We start from the raw sequence: 21,059 nt of genomic DNA, 5'->3' as shown, positions 1-21,059 counted from the left end.
CACGTTATGAAAAAAATAAACTATATACTATTATTTATTGGTGCTGCGACAATAGTAAGTGGCTGTAAGAAAGTATTAGACGCTCCTGCAAAGTCTGCGTTAGAAGAATCGGTAATTTACTCTACGCAAAATTTAACAGAGGGAGCGATTACGGGTATTCTTCAAACTTTTGGAGAACAAAACTCGCACAGAGGTAGATATTTGGTTTACTATGGTACCAATACAGATGCAGAGGTAATGAGCAGTCTAAAAAACCCTGCTGATGACAAATCTCGCTTGGCCAATTATAACACCAACGTTATTAATGGACAAATGAACACAACGAACAATGTTTGGGCAATGTTATACCAAGGTGTTGAGCGTGCTAACATTGCTATAAGAGGCTTAAAAACTTACGGTAACATTGGTTCAAATCCACAAATGGCGCAACTTTTAGGCGAAGCACTAACGCTTAGAGCAGTATTTTACTGTGACTTGATTAAAGGATGGGGCGATGTGCCAGCTAGATTCGAGCCGATTAATTCTGAAACTCTGTACATGCCTAGAACTGATAGGGATGTGATTTATAAACAACTTTTGGCAGATTTGGCAGAAGCTTCTAATTATTTGGCATGGCCTAATGGCTCTGCTAGAACTAATTCCGTAGAACGTGTTAACAAAGCCTTTGCTAAAGGGTTAAGAGCTCGTATTGCATTAATGGCGGGTGGTTATGCTTTGCGTCAAGATAAAATGGTTCGCTTAAGCAATGATCCAGATTTGACACCAGCAAAAATGTATGAAATAGCAAAAAAAGAATGTTTAGACGTTATTGCAAGTAATTCAGTAAGGCTACTACCAAGTTTCGAGCAAGTTTTCAGAAATTTAAATCAAGAGCTTACAGCGCCTAACCAAGAATCTATGTGGGAGGTTCCATTTAATGAAACCAGAGGTCGCGTACTTTTTGATTTAGGTGTAAACCATGCAAAAGCTGATAAATATACAGGTCAAAATAAAGGCGGAACTGTAATTGCAAACCCAACGATGTGGTATGAGTATGAGAAAGAAGATACAAGACGTGCGGTAAGTATTACACCTTACGGATGGGATAGTGATGGTACAGCAAATACTGCTTTTCAAGTTGCGTCTACATTAGGAAGGATGTATTTGGGTAAATATCGTTATGAGTGGATGACTCGTCGCGTAACTTCAGCTAATGATGATGGTGTTAACTGGATTTATATGCGTTATTCTGACGTAATTTTAATGGCGGCAGAAGCGATTAATGAGTTAGATGGACCAGCTGCTGCAGCTCCCTACTTAAAACAAATCAGAGATAGGGCATATCCTAATAATTCTGCGTTGGTTACTGCTTATATGGCTACAGCCACTGCATCTAAAACTGCTTTTTTTAACGCAATTGTTAAAGAGCGTAATTTAGAGTTTGTAGGGGAGATGCTAAGAAAGAATGACTTAATTCGTTGGAATTTATTGGATTCAAAATTAGCTGAAAACAAAACCAAGCTAGAACAATTGGAAAAAAGACAAGGTGTTTATGCTAATTTGCCTACTAGAATTTACTTTACATTAAATGGAGAGAACTTAAATATTTACGGTTTAAATTTTGGTGATACCGATGCTGCAGGCGCTGCAGGTGGTTATGCTTCGAACAAAACTTGGACCATGATTGGAAGTTCGGATGTAGCAACCTTTTGGGATGCAATAAGTCAAAACCCACAAAATAGCCCAAGCAAACAACCATATTGGCCTATTTGGCAAACGTTCTTAGATTCTTCTAATGGAACACTAAACAACAGTTTCTTAGGTTTATAATCCTTTAAGTCATGAAAAAGAATTTTAAAAATATAATCGCTTATTCCTTGATCTCTTTAGCATTTCTCAATGGATGTAAAGAAGACAACTTAGTACCAAATACTCATTTGGAAACTGATAGGGCATTTTCAGCGACAGATTTGCAGGCTACAGTACTCAATAAAGTAAATGTGAGGCTAAATTGGAAAAAGGTTTCAAATGCATCATCGTACGTAATCGAAGTTTTCGATAACACAGCATTTACAGGAACTCCAGTAAAGACAGTTAATGATGTTAAGTTTGATCAACTACCTTACACAGTGACTGGTTTAGCTGGTAATGTACAACATGCAGTCAGGGTAAAGTCAATTAGTTCGGAAGGTGCTGCGGATTCTAAATGGATTAGCGCAACATTTAAAACAGATCCTGAACAAATTTTGAACGCAGTTAATGCCGGCGACGTTACTGCAAACTCTGTTAAAGTTACGTGGCCAGCGGGAGAAATCGTAACCAGATTGGTTTTTACACCAGGTACGGTTTCACACACTTTAACGCCAGCTGAAATTGCAGCGGGTAGTGCTACTGTGGCTGGGTTAACTGCAGAGACGTTATATACAGTTGCAATTTTAAACAATACAATACAAAGAGGTTCAGCTAATTTCACGACATCTGTAGATGTAAGCGCTTTTACACAGGTTCATAATGATGCCGAATTTATAACTGCGTTAACAGCATCGGGAGCTGTGAGAATTGCTTTACATCCAGGTGCTTATACTTTAACTAGCGATATTACTGCCGATAGAAATATCACTATCGTAGGTACAAATGCAGGTAATAAACCAGTTATAAATAGGGCTGTATTTAAAATGGCTGCAAATGCAGGTCTAACATTAAACAACGTAAAACTGGATGGTAACCAAGCTGGCGGCAACACTAACCAATTAATTGTTTACAACGAAGCTTTGGCTACTACTTATGGAGCTGTATCTATTTTAAATAGTGAAATATACAACTACCAAAAAGGATTGGTATATATAAACGTTAAAGCCTTAGTAGAGTCAATAACTGTTGAAAATAACATAATAAGAGATTTTAATGTTACGGGTGCAGCTTTTGTTGATATGAGGACTGGTTTTGCTAAAACCTTCACAATGAAAAACAATACTCTTTATAATTTTACTACAGCCGATGGTCAGAGAGATCTTTTCCGTATCGATAATTATACGGCAGATTTTACAAGCCAAACAAACAACAAGCTTATTATTCAGAATAATACGTTTTACAATGTGATGAATTATACAGGAACAAGATACTTGTACAATAGATTGTCGACTTTGTCAAACACCTTCAATAAAAATATTATAGTTGGTAGTGTGGCTTACTATTCTAACCAAAGCTCAACAAATATTGGCGAAATGTTAAACAATAATTATTTCAATGCAGCTAATTTCTATGAGAGCACCACTACTTCTGCAAGAAATGACGCAGCAGCAAATGGCTATACTAGATTAGATCCTGGTTTTGCAAATGTAGCAGCAGGTAACTTTACTATTTCTAACGTAGATTTAAAAGCGAACGCAGTAGGTGATGCTAGGTGGAGATAAATAAAATTTAAATTACAAACATAGGTGGGGCTAATAGCCCCATCTTTTTTTAACCCTTTTTTAGCTATATGTTTCGTTCGTTAATTCTAACATCTTTCTTTTTAATAACGCTTTTTATGCCGCTAATGGAAGATAAAACCACGGTGTTCATTATTGGAGACTCTACTGCTGCTAACAAGCTAACTACAGCTTACCCAGAAACCGGTTGGGGAATGCCATTTACTTACTTTTTTGATAAAACAGTAGAAGTTAATAATCTGGCAAAAAACGGTCGTAGTACACGTACTTTTTTAAGTGAGGGATTGTGGGATACTGCTTTATCAACCATGAAAAAGGGCGATTATGTATTCATCCAGTTTGGACATAACGACGAAAGCAAAGAGAAAGTAGATCGGTATACATCGCCAGAGCAATACAAAGAAAATCTCGTGAAGTTTGTAAGCGAAGCTAGAGCAAAGCAAGCAACGCCAATCTTAATCACGCCAGTTTCTAGAAGAAAATTTAAAGATGGCAATGCACTTGAAACACATAAAGAATACACGCCATTGGTTAAAGAATTGGCAGCAAAGTTAAATGTTCCGTTGATAGATTTAGATGAAAAAAGCCGTCAATTGTATCAGCAGTTTGGAGAAGAAAACTCAAAGCTACTTTTTCTGCAATTGCAAGCTAATGAGCATCCAAATTATCCTGACGGGAAAGTAGATAACACTCATTTTAGCGAATTAGGTGCTAGAAAGATTGCTCAGATTGTGCTGCAAGAAATCAAAGACTTGAAATTGCCTTTGGCAGATAAAATTGTAAAACCCGTAGTTAAAAAATAGTAGGATGAGATTGTTGTATTGTTTGATTGCTTTATTGTTAAATTGTTCACTGACCCAAGTATTTGGAAGTAATAAACATTACGCCACACGCCATACACCAAACTCTCAATACGATTTCGTTGTAGCACAAGATGGTTCGGGGAATTTCAAAACAGTACAAGAAGCACTTAATGCAGTACCCGATTTCAGAAAAGTAACTACTACCATCTTCATTAAAAACGGAACTTACAAAGAGAAACTTAACCTTTCTGCATCAAAGCAAATGGTTACTTTGATAGGAGAAAGCGTAGAGAAAACCATCCTTACTTACGATGATTATTCGAAGAAGAAAAACATTTTTGGAGAAGAGAAAGGAACATCAGGCTCTTCTAGTTTCTATGTGTACGGTCCACAATTTACTGCAGAAAATATCACTTTTCAAAACACTTCTGGACCAGTTGGTCAAGCCGTAGCACTGTTTGTAGCGGGAGATAAAGCTCATTTCATCAACTGCAAGATGCTTGGTTTTCAGGATACGCTTTATACCTATGGCTATGGCAGCTGTCAGTATTACTATAAATGCTACATAGAAGGTACAGTAGATTTTATTTTTGGTTCGTCTACTGCGGTATTCGATCAATGTGAAATTTTCGGTAAAACTGCGGGTTATTATACTGCAGCATCAACTCCAGATAGCACCAAATATGGCTATGTGTTTATCGAGAGTAAAATTCATGGCAATGCGCCCGAGGCTTCTTTTTACTTAGGCAGACCATGGCGCCCATTTTCCAAAACCGTTTTTATCAATTGTGATTTAGGCAAACAAGTTAAGCCAGAGGGATGGCACAACTGGAATAAACCAGACGCAGAAAAAACATCGTTTTACGCCGAGTATAAAAGTAAAGGAGTTGGTGCAAATGATAAAAACAGGGTGAAATGGGCCCATCAACTTACAGAAAAAGAAGTAAAAGAAAACTTCACATTAGAGAAAATTTTTAACGGTTGGAAACCTAACTAGGTTAATCTATAAACCGACCTGTCATTCCGAGGAACGAGGAATCTATTAAAATGAAAAAGCTAATCTTATTTATATACTTCGTATCAATTGTGGGATTGTCTTACGCACAAGATTATCCCAAAGAACTTACCGTAGCACAAGATGGAAGTGGTCAGTATAAAACCATCCAAGAAGCGGTAATGGCCGTTCGCGATTATAGCGATGTACAGGTAAATATCTATATTAAAAAAGGTATTTATAAAGAAAAGTTGGTTATTCCAGCCCAAAAAATAAGAATTAGATTGGTAGGCGAAGACAAGCAAAGTACCATTATTACTTATGATGATTACTCGGGGAAAGGAAAAATCAACACCTACACTTCTTATTCGGTTTTAGTACAGGGGAATGATTTTGTAGCGGAAAACTTAACTTTCGAGAACAACGCTGGACCAGTAGGGCAGGCAGTGGCCTTACATGTAGAAGCTGATCGAGTTGTGATCAGAAACTGCCGTATCATTAGTAATCAAGACACACTATTTACATCTGCAGACACGAGTAGGCAGTATTATGTAAACTGCTACATCGAAGGAACTACTGACTTTATTTTTGGTGCGGCTACTGTGGTTTTCGAAGGTTGCCACATCCACAGCAAAAAAAACTCTTACATTACTGCGGCATCAACAACCCAAAATCAAAAATTTGGCTTTGTGTTTTTTAATTGCAAGTTAACGGTAGACCCAGCATTTAAAAAGGTTTACCTAGGCCGGCCGTGGAGACCCTTCGCAAAAACCGTATTCATCAATACTGAGATGGGCGATCATATTTTGCCCCAAGGGTGGAGTGTTTGGAACAAAAATGATAATCACAAGCAAACTTATTATGCAGAATACGGCTCTTTTGGCCCCGGTTTCGTAAAGGATCAGCGAATAGAATGGTCTCATCAACTCACCAAAAAAGAATTGAAGAAATATACCTTGAAGAATATTTTTTCGGGTGGAAGTAAATGGTTACCTCAAATTAATTAATTAAGATGAACAGAAAAACTTTATATTTTTTAGCAACAGCTTTTGCTTTGTTAAGCTGCTCAAAAAAATCAGAAGCACCTATAGATAACGGTGGAGATACCAATCCTGGAACAGATAAACCTACACAAGTTCAAGAAACAGCACAAGCATTTCCTGGCGTAGAAGGTTATGGAAGAAACGCAACTGGTGGCAGAGGCGGTCGGGTAATTAAAGTAACCAACTTGAACGATGCCGGTGCAGGTAGTTTACGTGAGGCAGTTGCTGCAAGTGGCGCTCGTATCATCGTTTTTGAAGTTTCTGGAAATATCGAACTAAAAAGTAGATTACAAATTAGCAATGGCGATGTAACTATTGCCGGGCAAACTGCGCCAGGCGATGGCATTTGCTTGCAGAATTACGAAATGAACGTAAATGCGAACAATGTCATCATTAGGTATATGCGTTTCCGTATGGGCGATTTAACGCAGAATGAACAAGATGCATTATGGGGAAGGAATAGGGAGAATATCGTAATCGATCACTGTTCTATGAGCTGGTCTATCGACGAATGTTCATCATTTTATGCCAATAAAAATTTCACGATGCAGTGGTGTATTTTGTCAGAAAGCTTGAATAAATCTTTCCACGGTAAGGACGATCACGGCTATGGTGCTATTTGGGGAGGTTCAAGCGCTACTTTTCATCATAATCTACTATCACATCATAACAGCCGTAATCCTAGGTTTGATGGTGGTAGCCGTGCAGGTACGGGTAAAAGCCCATTTGGAATAGATAAGGTCGATTTTCGTAACAACGTAATTTATAACTGGGGCTCGAACAGCAGCTACGGTGGCGAAAATGGTGAATACAACATCGTTAATAACTATTACAAAGCTGGTCCGGCTTCATCTAACAGAAATCGCATTATGCAAGTTTATATGGAAACTGATATAACCACTTATGCGCCGGGTTATGGTAAATTCTATGTAGCTGGTAATGTAGTGACGAATAGTACAACAGTTACTGCAGATAATTGGAATGGAGGAGTTGATAGACATTCGAGCATAAGCGTTGCAAATTTCAATACAGTAAAGCAAAATAATCCTTTAGCATTTGAAATTGTTACCCAACATACTGCAGAGCAAGCTTATAACATGGTATTGCTGTATGGGGGCGCTAGTTATAAACGAGATGCCATTGATATAAGAATAGCAAAGGAGGTTAAGGATGGAACAGCGACTTACAATGGTTCTAAAACTGGCTTCAAAGGCATTATTGATTCGCAAACTGATGTGGGCGGTTGGCCAAAGTTAAACCAAACTGCAGTACTAAAAGATACCGATGGCGATGGAATGCCAGATGAATGGGAAGTGGCAAACAAATTAGATCCGAATAAGTCAAATGCTAATGGAAAGGATTTGAGTTCTGCGTATGATAACATTGAAGTTTACATTAACAGCTTGGTGAAAACCATTACCGAGGCACAATATAAATAATGAAGAAAACGCTTGTTAGCTTAGTAATTGCCCTTTTATTAAATGCCGCATTTGCCCAAAAGGAATATGTCTCTAAAGTTTGGGTTTCCGATTTAGGTAACGGAACCTATAAAAATCCAGTTTTAGATGCAGATTATTCAGATCCTGATGCGATTAGAGTAGGCGATAAGTTTTATATGATTGCCTCTAGTTTTGACGCCATTCCAGGACTTCCAATATTAGAATCTACTGATTTAGTGAACTGGAAATTGATTGGTCACGCACTAAAAAGGCAACCTCCGTTTGAACATTTCTCTAGAACTCAGCACGGAAATGGAGTTTGGGCGCCTGCTATCCGTTATCATAACAACGAGTTTTATATTTACTATCCAGATCCAGATTTTGGGATATACTTAACTAAAGCGAAAAATATTTTAGGACCTTGGACTGATCCAGTTTTGGTAGAAGCTGGTAAAGGTTTGATAGATCCTTGTCCGCTTTGGGATGAAAATGGCAAAGTTTACTTAGCACATGCTTATGCTGGTAGCAGAGCGGGTATCAAAAGCATTATTGTAATTAAAGAAATGAATGCTAAAGGCGATAAGGTGATAAGTGAAGGTAAATTGGTTTATGATGGGCATGAACTCGATCCAACAATTGAGGGGCCAAAGCTTTACAAACGCAACGGCTACTATTATATTTTTGCACCCGGCGGTGGAGTTTCTACAGGATGGCAAACTATCTTGCGCTCAAAAAATATTTATGGTCCTTACGAGCGCAAGGTTGCTCTGGAGCAAGGCAAAACGCCAATTAATGGGCCACATCAAGGCGCTTGGGTAAATACACCAAATGGCGAAGACTGGTTTCTGCATTTTCAGGATAAAGATGCTTATGGAAGGGTAGTGCACCTACAACCTATGAAATGGGTAAACAACTGGCCTGTAATTGGTATAGATAAAGATGGCGATGGAACCGGTGAGCCTGTATTAGTACACAAGAAACCAAACGTGGCTAAACCTAGTGCAATTTTCACTCCAACAGAATCGGACGAATTTAATAGTACATCGTTAGGTTTGCAGTGGCAATGGCAGGCTAATCCCTTAGCTACGTGGTCATTTTTGAACCCAAGTAAAGGAAGTTTGAGGTTATATACTTCCAAAATTCCTGATAGTGCCAAAAACCTTTGGGATGTGCCAAATATCTTGATGCAGAAATTTCCAACAGAAGAATTTACGGCTACTACAAAATTAAGCTTCACTGCTAACCAAAAGTTGGAAGATGAAAAGGCTGGTCTAACAATCTACGGATTAAGCTATGCATATCTGGCAGTAAAATCTAAAAAAGATGGATTGTATTTAGTTTATTCAGTTTGCAAAAATGCGGACAAAGGCAAAGCCGAAAATGAAAAACAGCTTTTGAAATTAGATGGAAACGATGTTTTTCTTAGGGTTAAGGTTAGCAAAGGTGCAAAATGCCAGTTTAGCTATAGCAAAGATGGAAACACTTTTACACCAGTAGAAGATACGTTTGAGGCTACTCCAGGTAAATGGATTGGTGCTAAAGTTGGTCTATTTGCTATCCGCGAACAACAGACAAACGATAGCGGCTACGCAGATTTAGATTGGTTTAGGGTGGAGAAGTAACAAACTTCAAGAGTAGCTACCTCTATTGTATACTCAACGACTAATAATCACTGCTCTTGAATGACTATATAAAAACTACTTTTCCTCCTTATCCAACACGGTAAAAATCTGTACCAATCGTTCTCCATTTTGGTCTGTCAAGGTTAGTACGTGTTTGCCTGGTTTCGGACTTAAAGCGATTTGATGGAAGTTTTTGGTTGTTCCTACGTATTCTTCATCAATGTGCCAATGAATAGTAGCGTTGTTATTTCGATGTGCAACGTTAAAAACCGCTTTTCCACGGTTGCCATCAATTTCTAAGGGGATATAAATAGAAGCGTTTGCTTTTGGATAAATCATCTCCATTACAGCGGCACTTTCGTTCTCGCAACCATCTAAAAATGGCGGTAATACGCGATAATCCGCATTTTTTGTCTTGTAATAGTATTCCATAGTTGGAGGCAGCACAAACCAACTTTTATGTTTCATTTGGTTTACGCTGTAACATTGGTTGGTAACTTGGTAAGTGGCACTTGCATCTAAATGTATCAATTTATGATATGGGCATAAGGCTGTTTTTTCGCCAACTGGCGGAACCCATTGTACCAACTTAGTTTCGCAAATAGACGATGCTTTGTATCCGCTCTGTTTACAAACTGTAATGCGTTTAAGCTTTGTTTTAGGCATTTCGAACCATTTTGAGCTGGGTAGTAGCCTAAAAATATCAAACATCAAAGGCGCTGCGGCTTCGATACCAGTTAAACCAGGCCTTCCTTCGCCATCGGCATTGCCAACCCAAACGCAAACCACATAGTTAGGTGTTAAGCCTACCGACCAAGCATCTCTAAAACCAAAGCTGGTGCCTGTTTTCCATGCAATACGTTGCGACGAAGAGAATTGTTGCCACAAGCCTTCATCTCCGGGGCGCATTACCTCTTCCATGGCATTAAAGGTAGACCAAATGGTACCATGATCTAAAAGTGAAGTAGCTTCTATTTCGTCCTCGGGTTTCTCTTGATCTTTGACGTAGTAAGTGCTACTGTAATCTGCATTGTTGTACTTACCTTGATAATCATTGTAGTGGTTTAGGGTTCTAGCCATCCCCAAGTAAGCATTGCTCAAATCCCACATGGTTACCTCGCTGCCACCCAAAATTAATGATAGCCCATAATGATCTGCGGGTCTATTAAGGGTACTGAAATTGAATTTCTTCAGCTTATCGTAAAAACGCTCATATTTATATTGCTGTAGCATTTTAACAGCAGGAATGTTCAACGAGCGACTTAAAGCTCTGTCAGCTGGAATGGCACCATCGTAACCTAAATCGAAATTCTGTGGGGAGTAACCGCCAATTTGTGTAGGAACATCAGAAATTAATGTTTGAGGTAAAATGAAACCATCATTTAGCATACTTGCGTACAATAGTGGTTTCAATGTACTTCCCGGACTTCGCCTAGCGCTAATCATATCCACATGGCTTTCCATTTCTTTTTGTTGGGGAAGATAACAGTTGCCAACGTAAGCAATCACGCTGCCATTTTTAACGTTGATGACCAAAGCCGCTAAATTATTGATGCCGTTAGCAGCAAATTTTTGATGGTATTGTGCCGTTAAACGATTGAGCTCCTTTTGCAGATGCTCATCAATAGTAGAAGTAATTCGGGTTGTATTCACCTTCAAGGTTTTCATTTCATCCTTAAACCTGTTGAGTAAGTGTGGTGCATTTTGTGGCAGCGGGAGTGGAGCGCTAGGAATGGGTTCCGCTTTTGAAAGTTGTGCAGTCGCTCTATCTATAATTTTTTCCTCAACTAACTTATCGAGCAGGTTATTTCTCTTGATGATTAACCTTGTAGCATTTTTGCCAGGGCGAACAAGGGAAGGACTGTTTGGTAACACGGCAAGCGTCGCCATTTCGCCCCAAGATAGGTTTTCTGCAGGTCTACCATAATATCGCCAGCTGGCAGCTTCCAAACCAACTACGTTACTGCCAAAAGGCGCATTTGCTGCATACAAAGCTAAAATTTCCTCTTTAGAATAGCTTACTTCAAGCCTTACAGCCATCCACATTTCTGCGAGTTTCTGGAAGATAGTTCGCTCTTTTTTTCTCGATAACCTAATCACCTGCATGCTCAATGTACTTGCACCACTGGCTACAGATTTAGCCTGCATATTTTGACGAATAGCTCTGCCAACAGCAATGAAATCAACTCCTAAATGATTGTAGAAGCGCTTGTCCTCAAAAGTAATGATACATTTTGAAAACTTCTCAGGAATACTATCGGCAACTGGAAAACGCCACTGACCGTCTTTTGCAATAGATGCACTCAATAATTCGCCGTTGCTAGCTTCTATCACGTAGGAAGTTGGAGTGATAAACAGTGGCTTAGGTAACGAAAACCAGAAAAACAAAAGCAATACTGCAAATAGAATATCTACGTAAATAATTGCTTTGAGTTGTTTTTTCATTTTTAGTTAAGCTCTTTCTCGTCATTCCCGCGTAGGCGGGAATCTTAAAGCGATGATAGGTTTATTGCATTACGATCCCGAAATAAATTCGGGATGACGGTTTGGGAACGACAGTGCTGAAAAATAATAGGTAACAATTTCCCCCATTAATTGATATACTCCAAAGGAGATACGAACATGGAAAAAATAATTACTTTAATCAAATTTTCTGCAGGTTTTGTAAGGTTTATAATGACTAATGTTTGGCCAAGGATTTAATTCACCACATTTGGCGTAAAGCGATAAGCGTTTGGTTTTTATAACGCCAAACGCCTATCGCTAAACAAAATTACTTCACCACCTCAACCCAAAATCCAGCTTTTGCTGTCGCAATTTTATTGTCGTACATCGCTTCGCATTGCACATTAGACAAGTAAAACCTACCCAAATAAGAGGCGTTAAGCAAAACCCTGAACGTTTTGGTTTCGTTCTCTCTTAGATTGAAATAAGTCAATACCCTGTCATCTCTGATATCTTGGTAATCGTAAGCGGATGCCGCAAATGCACCTTCGTTATCATGTAATCTTGTATTGATGATTTCCCAGCCAGAAGGGAAGATTTGCGTTAAAGCCATCTGTTCGTACAGACCTTGTCTGCCTGTATTTTTAACAGTTACTTCCGCATAAAAATCTTGTCCTTGTTTCAGCTGCGCTGGATTTAATACCAGACCTTTCATGTTTTTGTAACTCACGTCCATCACCAATAAGTCTGGATTGTTTGGTAAGAAATCATTCTGTCCCGTTGCAGGGCGACCTTGAACAATGAGCCTTGCGAAGAGTACACCGTTACTTCTGTTGGTAATAGTAGCTTTATTTCCTTTAAAGTTAATTGGTGTAGAACTGTAATATTGATTGTTGTTTACCGAACCTTTAGCACCATCTAATACGTATTGGAAGTTCAATTTGCGACCTGATTTTTGTTCGCCGCAGAACTTCGCAATTGCCAGCAAACTATAAGCTGTGGTTTGTGTACTATACCATTGATCCTCACCCAATCTGGCTGCAACTTTGGTCATCACCTGTTGTGCTCGGTTTTTCTGTCCCATCAGGGTCAGTGTTTCCATAATCATTGCCTGGTCTCTTAAATCTGAGCCGTAAGTACCGCCTAATTGTTGGTAAGCTTCTACCTGTGTAGCCAAACCTTTAATTAAACTGCTGGCAGCGCCAGTTTGACCAGCTAGTTGATAAGCGGCTGCCAATCTCCATTTCGCAGCATCAGTTAAATATTCGAAAGCTCTTAGCCTGTTCATTGCAGCCATTTCTGGTTTTTTCGCCAGTGCTAAAACATACAAGCGGTAAGCCTGATTTAAATCGCCACCATAGAAATTATTGGCGTTAGGTGTCCAATTGTTGGCTTTGTTTTTCAAGAAACGAATTAGCCCATCAAATAAGCCAACAGGTAAAGTATAACCACTTTCTTGCGCTTCAATTAAGAAATGGGCCGCATAATTGGTTCCCCATTCATCGGCAGTTGGATTGCCTGGCCAGTAAGCTAATCCGCCATCCGTAGTTTGGAAGCCTTTCAGTTTGTTAATTCCGGCTTTAATGTTACGTTCTATTTGCGCTTTTTTCTGTTCGCTCAGCGCCGAAAGTCTATCTAAATACAACTGTGGGAAAATACCAGAGGTAGTTTGTTCTACGCAACCATGCGGATATTGGATTAAATAGCCCAGCCTTTTCTCTAAATTGATAGGAGGGATAGACGAAACTTCCAAACTACCGCTGTTTGTTCCGGCGGTGCCGATAGCTGCATAATCACTACTCCAAGATTGGTTAGGTTGTATTACCGCAGAAATCACGTTCGTAACCATCGGATTTGGATTTCTGATATCCAATTCTACATCGGTAATCGTTTTTTCAGCTCCGCTTTGTGCAATAATTTTGATTTTGGCAATGCCTGTGTTATTTGGCGCAGTCACATTAAAATAAGTCAATTGATCACCAGCTTTAGCAAAGTTTAAATTTTGCCTATTTGTTTGGTTGATACGCAAATTGCTAGTTTGCAAGCTTACTGAAACGTTTCTGATGTTATTATTAGTAGCAAAAACGTTTACTGGCAAGGTGAATGTTTCGCCCGGACCAATTACCCTCGGTACAGAGGCCAAAAGCATGATTGGTTTTTTTACTTCCACTGCTTTTTCGGCATTTCCGTAAGCACCATCATTAGCGGCAACTACCATTACCTTAACCGAACCAATGTACTGTGGAAGCTTAAATTTGTGGGTTTTCTTTTCGCCTTTGCCCAATTGGAAAGGTCCCATAAATTTCACTACCGGTTTAAATCGGTTCGCTTTAGCAGGGTTGATGTTTTTATTGAGCGCACCATCACCACCAATGCTTAAAATCCTTTCCAAATTGCCACCCCAAGCACCTAATACCTGATCAAACAAATCCCAAGTTTTAACGCCTAAGCCCTCTCTGGCATAAAATGATGCATGAGGATCAGGAGTTTTGAAACGGGTAAGATCTAACAAACCTTCGTCAACAATGGCGATGGTATAAGTCATTGCCTTACCATTGGCCTCACTAACCGCCAAACTACTTTCTGTTTCTGGTCGTAGTTCTTTAGCTATCGCGATTTGAGGTTTCAAGATAGTCTCAGGATTTTCGATACTTAATGGAATAGCACCATACATCCTAATTGGCATATCATTAACCGTTTGGCTATGCGGTTGCAACAGAGTCACATTGGCAAAAACATTAGGTGTCATGTTCTTCTCTGCCTTAAAGCTAATCTGCGTTTGACCTTTCTTCGTATCTGTCCAGAAAGTTTTAACTACTCTACTGCCGTTTTCAATAGAAACCAAAGCCCTTCCATTTTCTGGCGAAGGAACCGTTAAGGTAATTTCATCCCCAACGTTGTATTTTGCTTTGTTAGCTGTGAATGATAACATGGCGGCTTCGGTTGGGTTACTGCCTTGTTCGCGTTGTGCCCATCCTGGCCAATCAATATAAACTTCTCTCGCCGCAAAATGACCACCGCCATAAGCGTTACCTACTACAATTAAATAGCGGCCCCACTCGGGTTCATCAATTCGTAAATCCCATTTGGCTTTACCGTTACGCATCTCTACTTGTTCAGATCTGATGAGCTTATTATACTCATTTTGCGTAAAATTGGCATAATTCTCTTGGTTGTTTTGTTCCCACCACCAACGCCATTGCACTTTGTACAGGGCCACAGTAACGGTTTTATTGGCATTCAGTAAGGCTCCATCTCTATTTACATTTACAATATCTACTTGATGGTCTTTTCCAGTCACCAACATTCCAGTCATTTTATCACCTTGTGGCGATTTAATTCCAAAGTAATTATCATAAACATGGTAAGGAATGCTGAAGTTATCGATACTGAAATTACCTCCCGGTTCAAAAACTTTGGTAGTGATGTTTGCCCTTAAAATGCCAGGAGCAGCCATTTGATCGTTCAGGTTAGTGTTGACGGTAGCAACGCCAGCTTCATTCAAAGTGCCTTCAAATACTGTTTTTAACTGGTTATCAAATTGAACAATTGGATTATCGAAGGAATAGTCTTTAAAGTTAGAGAAGGAGGTTTCGCCTTTACTCAAATTGATATCAACTTTAGCTTTCAAGTTTTGTGCAGGTGTACCGAACAACCATTTTGCCGATAGCGTAGCCGCAGAAGCTCGTCCATTGCCCAAGTATTTTTTACCACCCAAATCGAAATTAATTTTGATACGATTAGGCGTAACGGTTTCAATTTTTAGGTTTTTGGTGAAAGTTGCGCCACCAGCTTTGAATTTCGCTTGCCATCCGCCAGTTGGCGAAGTATTTTCTGTTGCCGTTTTAAAGCTGTAAAAACCATTTAGAGGTTTGGTGTTGCTTTGCTTCTTAACCAATTGCCCTTTTGGATTGTAAAGCTCGAAAACAACAGGATAGTTTGCTGGCAGTTTTTTCAGTTTATCTTCTAAAATGAATGATAAATAGATGCTATCACCTGGTCGCCAAACGCCACGTTCACCATAAATAAAACCTTTAATTCCGTTCTGAACTACTTCTCCACCCACATCAAATCTCGATAGAGGGAGAGAGTTACCATCATCCAGTTTTAAATAACCGCGTTCATTTCCATTTTTAGCAACCAACAGAAAAGGTTTTCTTTTTAGGGCAAAGCTGGCCATACCATCACCATCAGTTTTTACTGAGGTAAGTACTTGTTTTTGGTAATCCAACAAATCGATACTTACACCACTTAAAGGTTTGGCGGTTAACAAATCTGTAGCAACCACGAGCATACTTTCATCGTTTCCACGCTTCGCAATTAAGCCGATGTTAGAGGACAGCAAGTTTCGGTGTGCCCATCTTTCGCTAGTATAATAGGATGGCGTACAAGGGTCTTCTCTATCATTCCAACGGTAACCGCGAGGGTAGTAATTTTGGTAATTGTTCCAGAAATCATCGTCCTCATCTATTTTTTCGCCATACTCATAACCGTCGTAACCATCATAGTCACCTTCTTCGGCGCTTGCCCTATCGCTAGATTGTGCACAGTTGTATAATGCATAAGAATGTTTAAACATGATACTCACACGATACATTGCTCCGGGTTCGGTCTTAATCAGTTTATCTAAGTCTAGCGTAAATCGGTTCTTTTTACGAAGATCTAAAGATTTATCCTCACTTAAATGAATGGTTTTTTGCAGAATAGGCTTAGCGACACGACGCAACTCATTTCCTTCTTTATAATTGTTTACCTGAAAGAATTGAGGAATATTATCTTGGAAAATTTTGATGATGGTGACATCTACCGCTTTTAGGTTTACAGCCTCAAAAGGCAATACCAATTTGCCAGAATTAGGTAAGATGGTACCTGCACCAGCGATGGTTACTGCTGGTTTTTTGTTTTCGAAGATGAGATTGGCACTTTTAGCAGCCTCTAGGTTTTTTCCGTTAATATTAGTGACAGCGTTGCTGATAACGACATTGTAATTTCCTTCTAAAGCATCTGGTGCATATACTTTAATCTGACTGCCGTCGATGGTAAATCTTAGATCGCTTAAGCTGCCCAGATTGATTAATCCGGCTAAATCTTGAGTAACGCTTACGGGCTCAGAGCATTGGATGAGTACATAATCTTCTTGTTGCTGTACCGCTTTTACTGCTAAAACTTTAAATACGTTTTTAGCAGGGATCTCTAATGTAGTTTCGCCCTTGTCATCATCAGCACCGATGGCATCACCATCCCAATTTAGTGATAAACTGGCATCCGTTTTTTGAATGCTATCTATCGTAAACGTAGAGGTTTGCTTTTGCGGATTGTGGCTCCATTTGATCTTTAATTTCTGTGGAGAGTTGAGAGAAAGTGTTTTTTCGACTTTCTCCGTGTCTTCTGCATCTGCGGTGCTTACTTCTCCCGTTAACTTCATTAAGTTTAACGAAGTATTGTTTTGTGAAACTAAACCGTTTTCCGTGAACGCAAGTCCTGGTTTGATGACTTTAAAATCGAACTCAAATTCTTCCAGATTTTCTTCCACTGGTAAGATCTTGGCCAAATTTAAGCTGGCTTCATACTTTTGGTTGGGTTTTAAGTTCTCTTCAGGACGGAACTCTATAGTTTGTGCATCTATCCAATAGGTTTTTCCCTTGATGCTAGGAGAGAAGTCGAACAATTTTTGATCGGTTTCGCCAAGATCTGTAGTGTTAGTTACAGAATTTGCTAGATGAACCCGGATATTGCTTTTTTTTGAAATGATACCCGAAGTATAAGCATCAATATATTTTGCAAATTGAGTGTGATCTTGTTTTTTATCCTTTTTGAGAAGAAAATAGCCTGCAATAATTGCAACTAAAACAAGAGCGCCGATAACGATTACCTTAATAGCTGGTCGTTTAGGAGCGTTATTAGTAGAAATTTGTTGGTTCATACGCTAAATAGACTTTAGATATGAAGATAACGAAAAAACTAGTGAATTGTTGGCAGTAGAGCAATATTGTTTAACGATAGAAACATCGAGTTTGGAATAGTTTTGCCAGTGCGGGTTATAGGTTTATAAATAATCATTTACACGGAAATAAACTAATGAACCAGTGAACCAATGAATTATTTTATCATCACCCCTGGTTTATTTAACACAGGAATTCTAATCAAATTGGTATCTATAATGCTTTCTGGTAGGAAAATGAATTTCTTATCGTAAATGGTACTGCCGATGTAATAACTCAACCAATATTCATTCGTTAATCCGAAAACAGCAGGATCAATAGCTTCTACGCCTGCAGAACCTTGTGAAGGAACATCGCCTATAAAATGCCTTAACAACGATGTTTTAACCTGTTTGCCGTCTTTTTCTCCGTAACCTTTAGAAGTGATTAAAACGTTCGTAATAGGTTGGTCTTTAAAGTTAACGAGATAAACCGTCCAATTTTTTACTTCTGGAGTTTCGCTCATTAATACCACGGCAATGGCAACATCTTCTACAATATTTTCAGGTAAGTCTTTTTTCAAAGTTGTTTAACTGTTTAAATTGGTTAATTGGTTAACTGTTTGTAGTTATGAATCCAAAACTAAGAATTCAAAACTGTAAACTGTCTACTTCTTCTTAGCTACAGCTTTTTTCTTCGCAGGTGCTTTCTTTTTAGCTTCAAAAGCATCAGGTTTTTGAGCTACAATTAAAGCTTTTACCTCATCTAAAGAAATGCCAGCAAGCTCTTCTGCAGTATATTTCTGTTTAGTAGCAGGGTTATTTCCAAGTTTCAGCATGTCTTTACCGAAACGAATAAACGGTCCCCATCTTCCATTTTCGATAGCAATTTTATGTTCAGTCCATTGTTGGATAAAACGATTGTTCTCTTTCTCTATTTTCTTGCTGATAAGCTCGTTAATATCGTTCTGCGAAAGGTTATCAAAATTATAAGCTTTTGGTACATTGATGAACAAATTGTTCCATTTAATAAACGGACCAAAACGGCCAGTACCTTTAGTCACAGGTAGGTTTTGATAGTGCGCCACAGGAGCATCTGCATCAATTTTCTCACCGATAATGGCTACAGCTTTGTCATTATCAATAGTTAGCGGATCTACATTTTTAGGGATCGAAATGAAAGTGTCGCCCCATTTAACATAAGGTCCAAAACGACCCAATCCTACGGAAACTTCTTTGCCCTGGTAATCTTCCAGTTGAAAAGGAAGTTTAAATAAATCTAAAGCTTCTTCTAAAGTTATTGTACCAACAGACTGCGTTTTGGTTAAGCTTGCGTAACGAGGTTTTTCTTCCTCGTTGTCACTCATTTCACCAATTTGAACTAGCGGACCGAAACGACCAACTTTGGTGTAAACATTTTTGCCGGTTGTAGGATCAGTGCCTAACAAACGTTCGCCAGTTGCTCTTTCTGCATTTTCTATCGTATTTTCAACTTCAGTATGGAAAGGTTTATAGAATGAGTGTAGCATGGCTGTCCATTCTTGCAAACCTTGTGCAATTTCATCAAATTGTTTTTCAACTTTTGCAGTAAAATTGAAATCGACTATTCCTTTGAAATGCTCTACCAAGAAATCGTTAACCACTTCACCAATATCAGTAGGGAATAACTTTGATTTTTCTGCACCAGTAATTTCAGATTTTTTTTGTTTAGTGATACTGCCATTCGACAATGAAAAAGCTAAGAAATCTCTCTTTTTACCGTCTCTATCTTCTTTAACAACGTAACCTCTGTTTTGTATGGTAGAAATGGTTGGCGCATAAGTAGAAGGTCGGCCAATGCCTAATTCCTCTAATTTTTTAACTAAACTAGCTTCTGTATAACGTGCCGGCGGACGAGAGAAGCGCTCTGTTGCCAACATCTCTTTTAATTCTAACGATTGGCCAATGGCTAAAGGAGGCAGTAAATTGCTCTCATTTTCATCATCCTCGTCATCGGTAGATTCTAAATATACCTTTAAAAAACCATCAAATTTCAATACTTCACCTTCTGCACCTAAGGTTTCTTTTCTTGTGCTTACACCGATATCAACCGTAGTTTTCTCGAAAACAGCTTCGCTCATTTGAGAGGCAATAGCACGTTTCCAAATTAGCTCATATAAACGTTTTTCGGCAGCATCGCCATTTGTTGTATGTTGGTCGAAATAAGTAGGGCGGATAGCCTCGTGAGCTTCTTGAGCACCTGCAGATTTCGTTTTGTAAACTCTTGGTTGATGGTATTGATTACCGTAAGCCGATTTAATTTCAGCAGCGGCAGCAGCAACAGCAGTTTCCGATAAGTTTACCGAATCGGTTCGCATATAGGTGATTTTACCGTTTTCGTACAACCTCTGTGCAATTTGCATGGTTCTAGCTACCGAATATCCCAGTTTTCTGGAAGCTTCTTGCTGTAGGGTAGAAGTAGTGAAAGGTGCGGCCGGGTTTCTTTTTGCTGGTTTAACCTCTAAGTTATTCACTTTAAAGTTGGCTCCAACGCAATCTTGAAGAAATTTCTCTGCTTCTTCTGCTTTTTCGAAACGTTGTGGTAATTCTGCTTTTACAATCTCTCTACCGTTTCCAGTAGTAAATTGTGCTGTAATTTTAAATGCTGCAGTAGCATTAAATTTATTTACTTCTCTTTCTCTATCTACAATTAAGCGTACGGCAACTGATTGTACACGACCTGCAGATAAAGAAGGTTTTACTTTTTTCCAAAGTACAGGAGAAAGCTCGAAACCTACCAAGCGATCTAAAACCCTACGAGCTTGTTGTGCGTAAACTAAATTGTAATCAATTCCTCTTGGTTTCTCTATAGCCTTTAATATAGCAGGCTTAGTAATCTCGTGGAATACAATACGTTTAGTGTTTTCCTTTTTAAGGCCTAAAGTCTCAAATAAGTGCCAAGAAATGGCTTCTCCCTCACGGTCCTCATCGGATGCTAGCCATACCGTTTCGGCTCCCTTCGCTAACTTTTTTAATTCAGATACTACCTGTTTTTTGTCGGCGGGCACCTCATAAGTCTGCAAAAAATCCTTCTCTACATCAATTCCCATATCGCCCTTAACCAAATCGCGAATGTGTCCATAGCTAGATTTTACTAAAAAATCCTTTCCTAAATATCCTTCTATGGTTTTCGCTTTTGCGGGAGACTCAACTATCAATAAATTTTTTGCCATTAACTACAGGTTTTTGTGCAAATAAAACTATAATATACTCTAATATCAAAAATGGGAGTATTTTTTTTGCAGAAAAGTAATTGTAGCGCTGGTTGGCTACTATTGTTCGATTGATAAATTGTTGTATTGTTGGCTTAGGGTAACTGTATAATTGTTACTGGTTAAAGTTTT

Annotated in this window: 11 protein-coding genes; 7 read left to right on the top strand and 4 right to left on the bottom strand. The window is 38.9% G+C overall.

The genetic code is table 11. The features are described from left to right. The first annotated feature begins 6 nt into the window (after positions 1-6). The 7 genes from AC23ME_RS06950 (at position 7) to AC23ME_RS06920 (ending at position 9,311) form a co-directional block, all read left to right on the top strand. Positions 7-1,809: a RagB/SusD family nutrient uptake outer membrane protein gene (locus AC23ME_RS06950; RefSeq protein WP_487727032.1), complete on the top strand. Its 1,803-nt coding sequence runs from the start codon at positions 7-9 to the stop codon at positions 1,807-1,809. Positions 1,810-1,820: 11 nt separating this feature from the next. Next, positions 1,821-3,392, top strand: coding sequence for a DUF4957 domain-containing protein (locus AC23ME_RS06945; protein ID WP_487727031.1), 1,572 nt, complete (start codon positions 1,821-1,823; stop codon positions 3,390-3,392). Between the two features lie 125 nt (positions 3,393-3,517). Then, positions 3,518-4,213, top strand: coding sequence for a rhamnogalacturonan acetylesterase (locus tag AC23ME_RS06940; protein ID WP_487727030.1), 696 nt, complete (start codon positions 3,518-3,520; stop codon positions 4,211-4,213). A 4-nt stretch (positions 4,214-4,217) separates the two neighbouring features. Further along, entirely contained in the window at positions 4,218-5,210 is a 993-nt protein-coding gene (locus AC23ME_RS06935) for a pectinesterase family protein (protein WP_487727029.1), read from the top strand. 50 nt (positions 5,211-5,260) lie between these two features. After that, the gene (locus AC23ME_RS06930) at positions 5,261-6,214 is read left to right on the top strand and encodes a pectinesterase family protein (protein ID WP_487727028.1); all 954 of its coding nucleotides are present in this window, start codon (positions 5,261-5,263) and stop codon (positions 6,212-6,214) included. Positions 6,215-6,219: 5 nt separating this feature from the next. Further along, positions 6,220-7,689, top strand: coding sequence for a pectate lyase (locus AC23ME_RS06925; protein ID WP_487727027.1), 1,470 nt, complete (start codon positions 6,220-6,222; stop codon positions 7,687-7,689). Further along, positions 7,689-9,311, top strand: a complete 1,623-nt coding sequence (locus AC23ME_RS06920; RefSeq protein WP_487727026.1) for a glycoside hydrolase family 43 protein — start codon at positions 7,689-7,691, stop codon at positions 9,309-9,311. The genes AC23ME_RS06925 and AC23ME_RS06920 overlap by 1 nt, the downstream gene beginning before the upstream one ends. Positions 9,312-9,386: 75 nt before the next feature. On the opposite strand, the gene pbpC is transcribed toward AC23ME_RS06920, so the two are convergent. From pbpC to topA, 4 genes are all read right to left on the bottom strand, one after another. Continuing rightward, positions 9,387-11,756: a penicillin-binding protein 1C gene (pbpC, locus tag AC23ME_RS06915; RefSeq protein WP_487727025.1), complete on the bottom strand. Its 2,370-nt coding sequence runs from the start codon at positions 11,754-11,756 to the stop codon at positions 9,387-9,389. 328 nt (positions 11,757-12,084) lie between these two features. Next, the gene (locus AC23ME_RS06910; RefSeq protein ID WP_487727024.1) at positions 12,085-17,679 is read right to left on the bottom strand and encodes an alpha-2-macroglobulin family protein; all 5,595 of its coding nucleotides are present in this window, start codon (positions 17,677-17,679) and stop codon (positions 12,085-12,087) included. Between the two features lie 176 nt (positions 17,680-17,855). Continuing rightward, on the bottom strand, positions 17,856-18,260 hold the full coding sequence (locus tag AC23ME_RS06905) for a hypothetical protein (protein WP_487727023.1): 405 nt from the start codon (positions 18,258-18,260) through the stop codon (positions 17,856-17,858). A gap of 84 nt (positions 18,261-18,344) precedes the next feature. Then, a complete protein-coding gene (topA, locus tag AC23ME_RS06900) occupies positions 18,345-20,888 on the bottom strand; it encodes a type I DNA topoisomerase (protein ID WP_487727022.1) in 2,544 nt (847 codons plus the stop codon). Between the last annotated feature and the right edge of the window lie 171 nt (positions 20,889-21,059).

The sequence above is a fragment of the Pedobacter sp. T50_32 genome, assembly GCF_057652195.1.
Note: the sequence above shows the minus strand (reverse complement) of the source record. Positions and strands in the feature narration are given on the sequence as shown.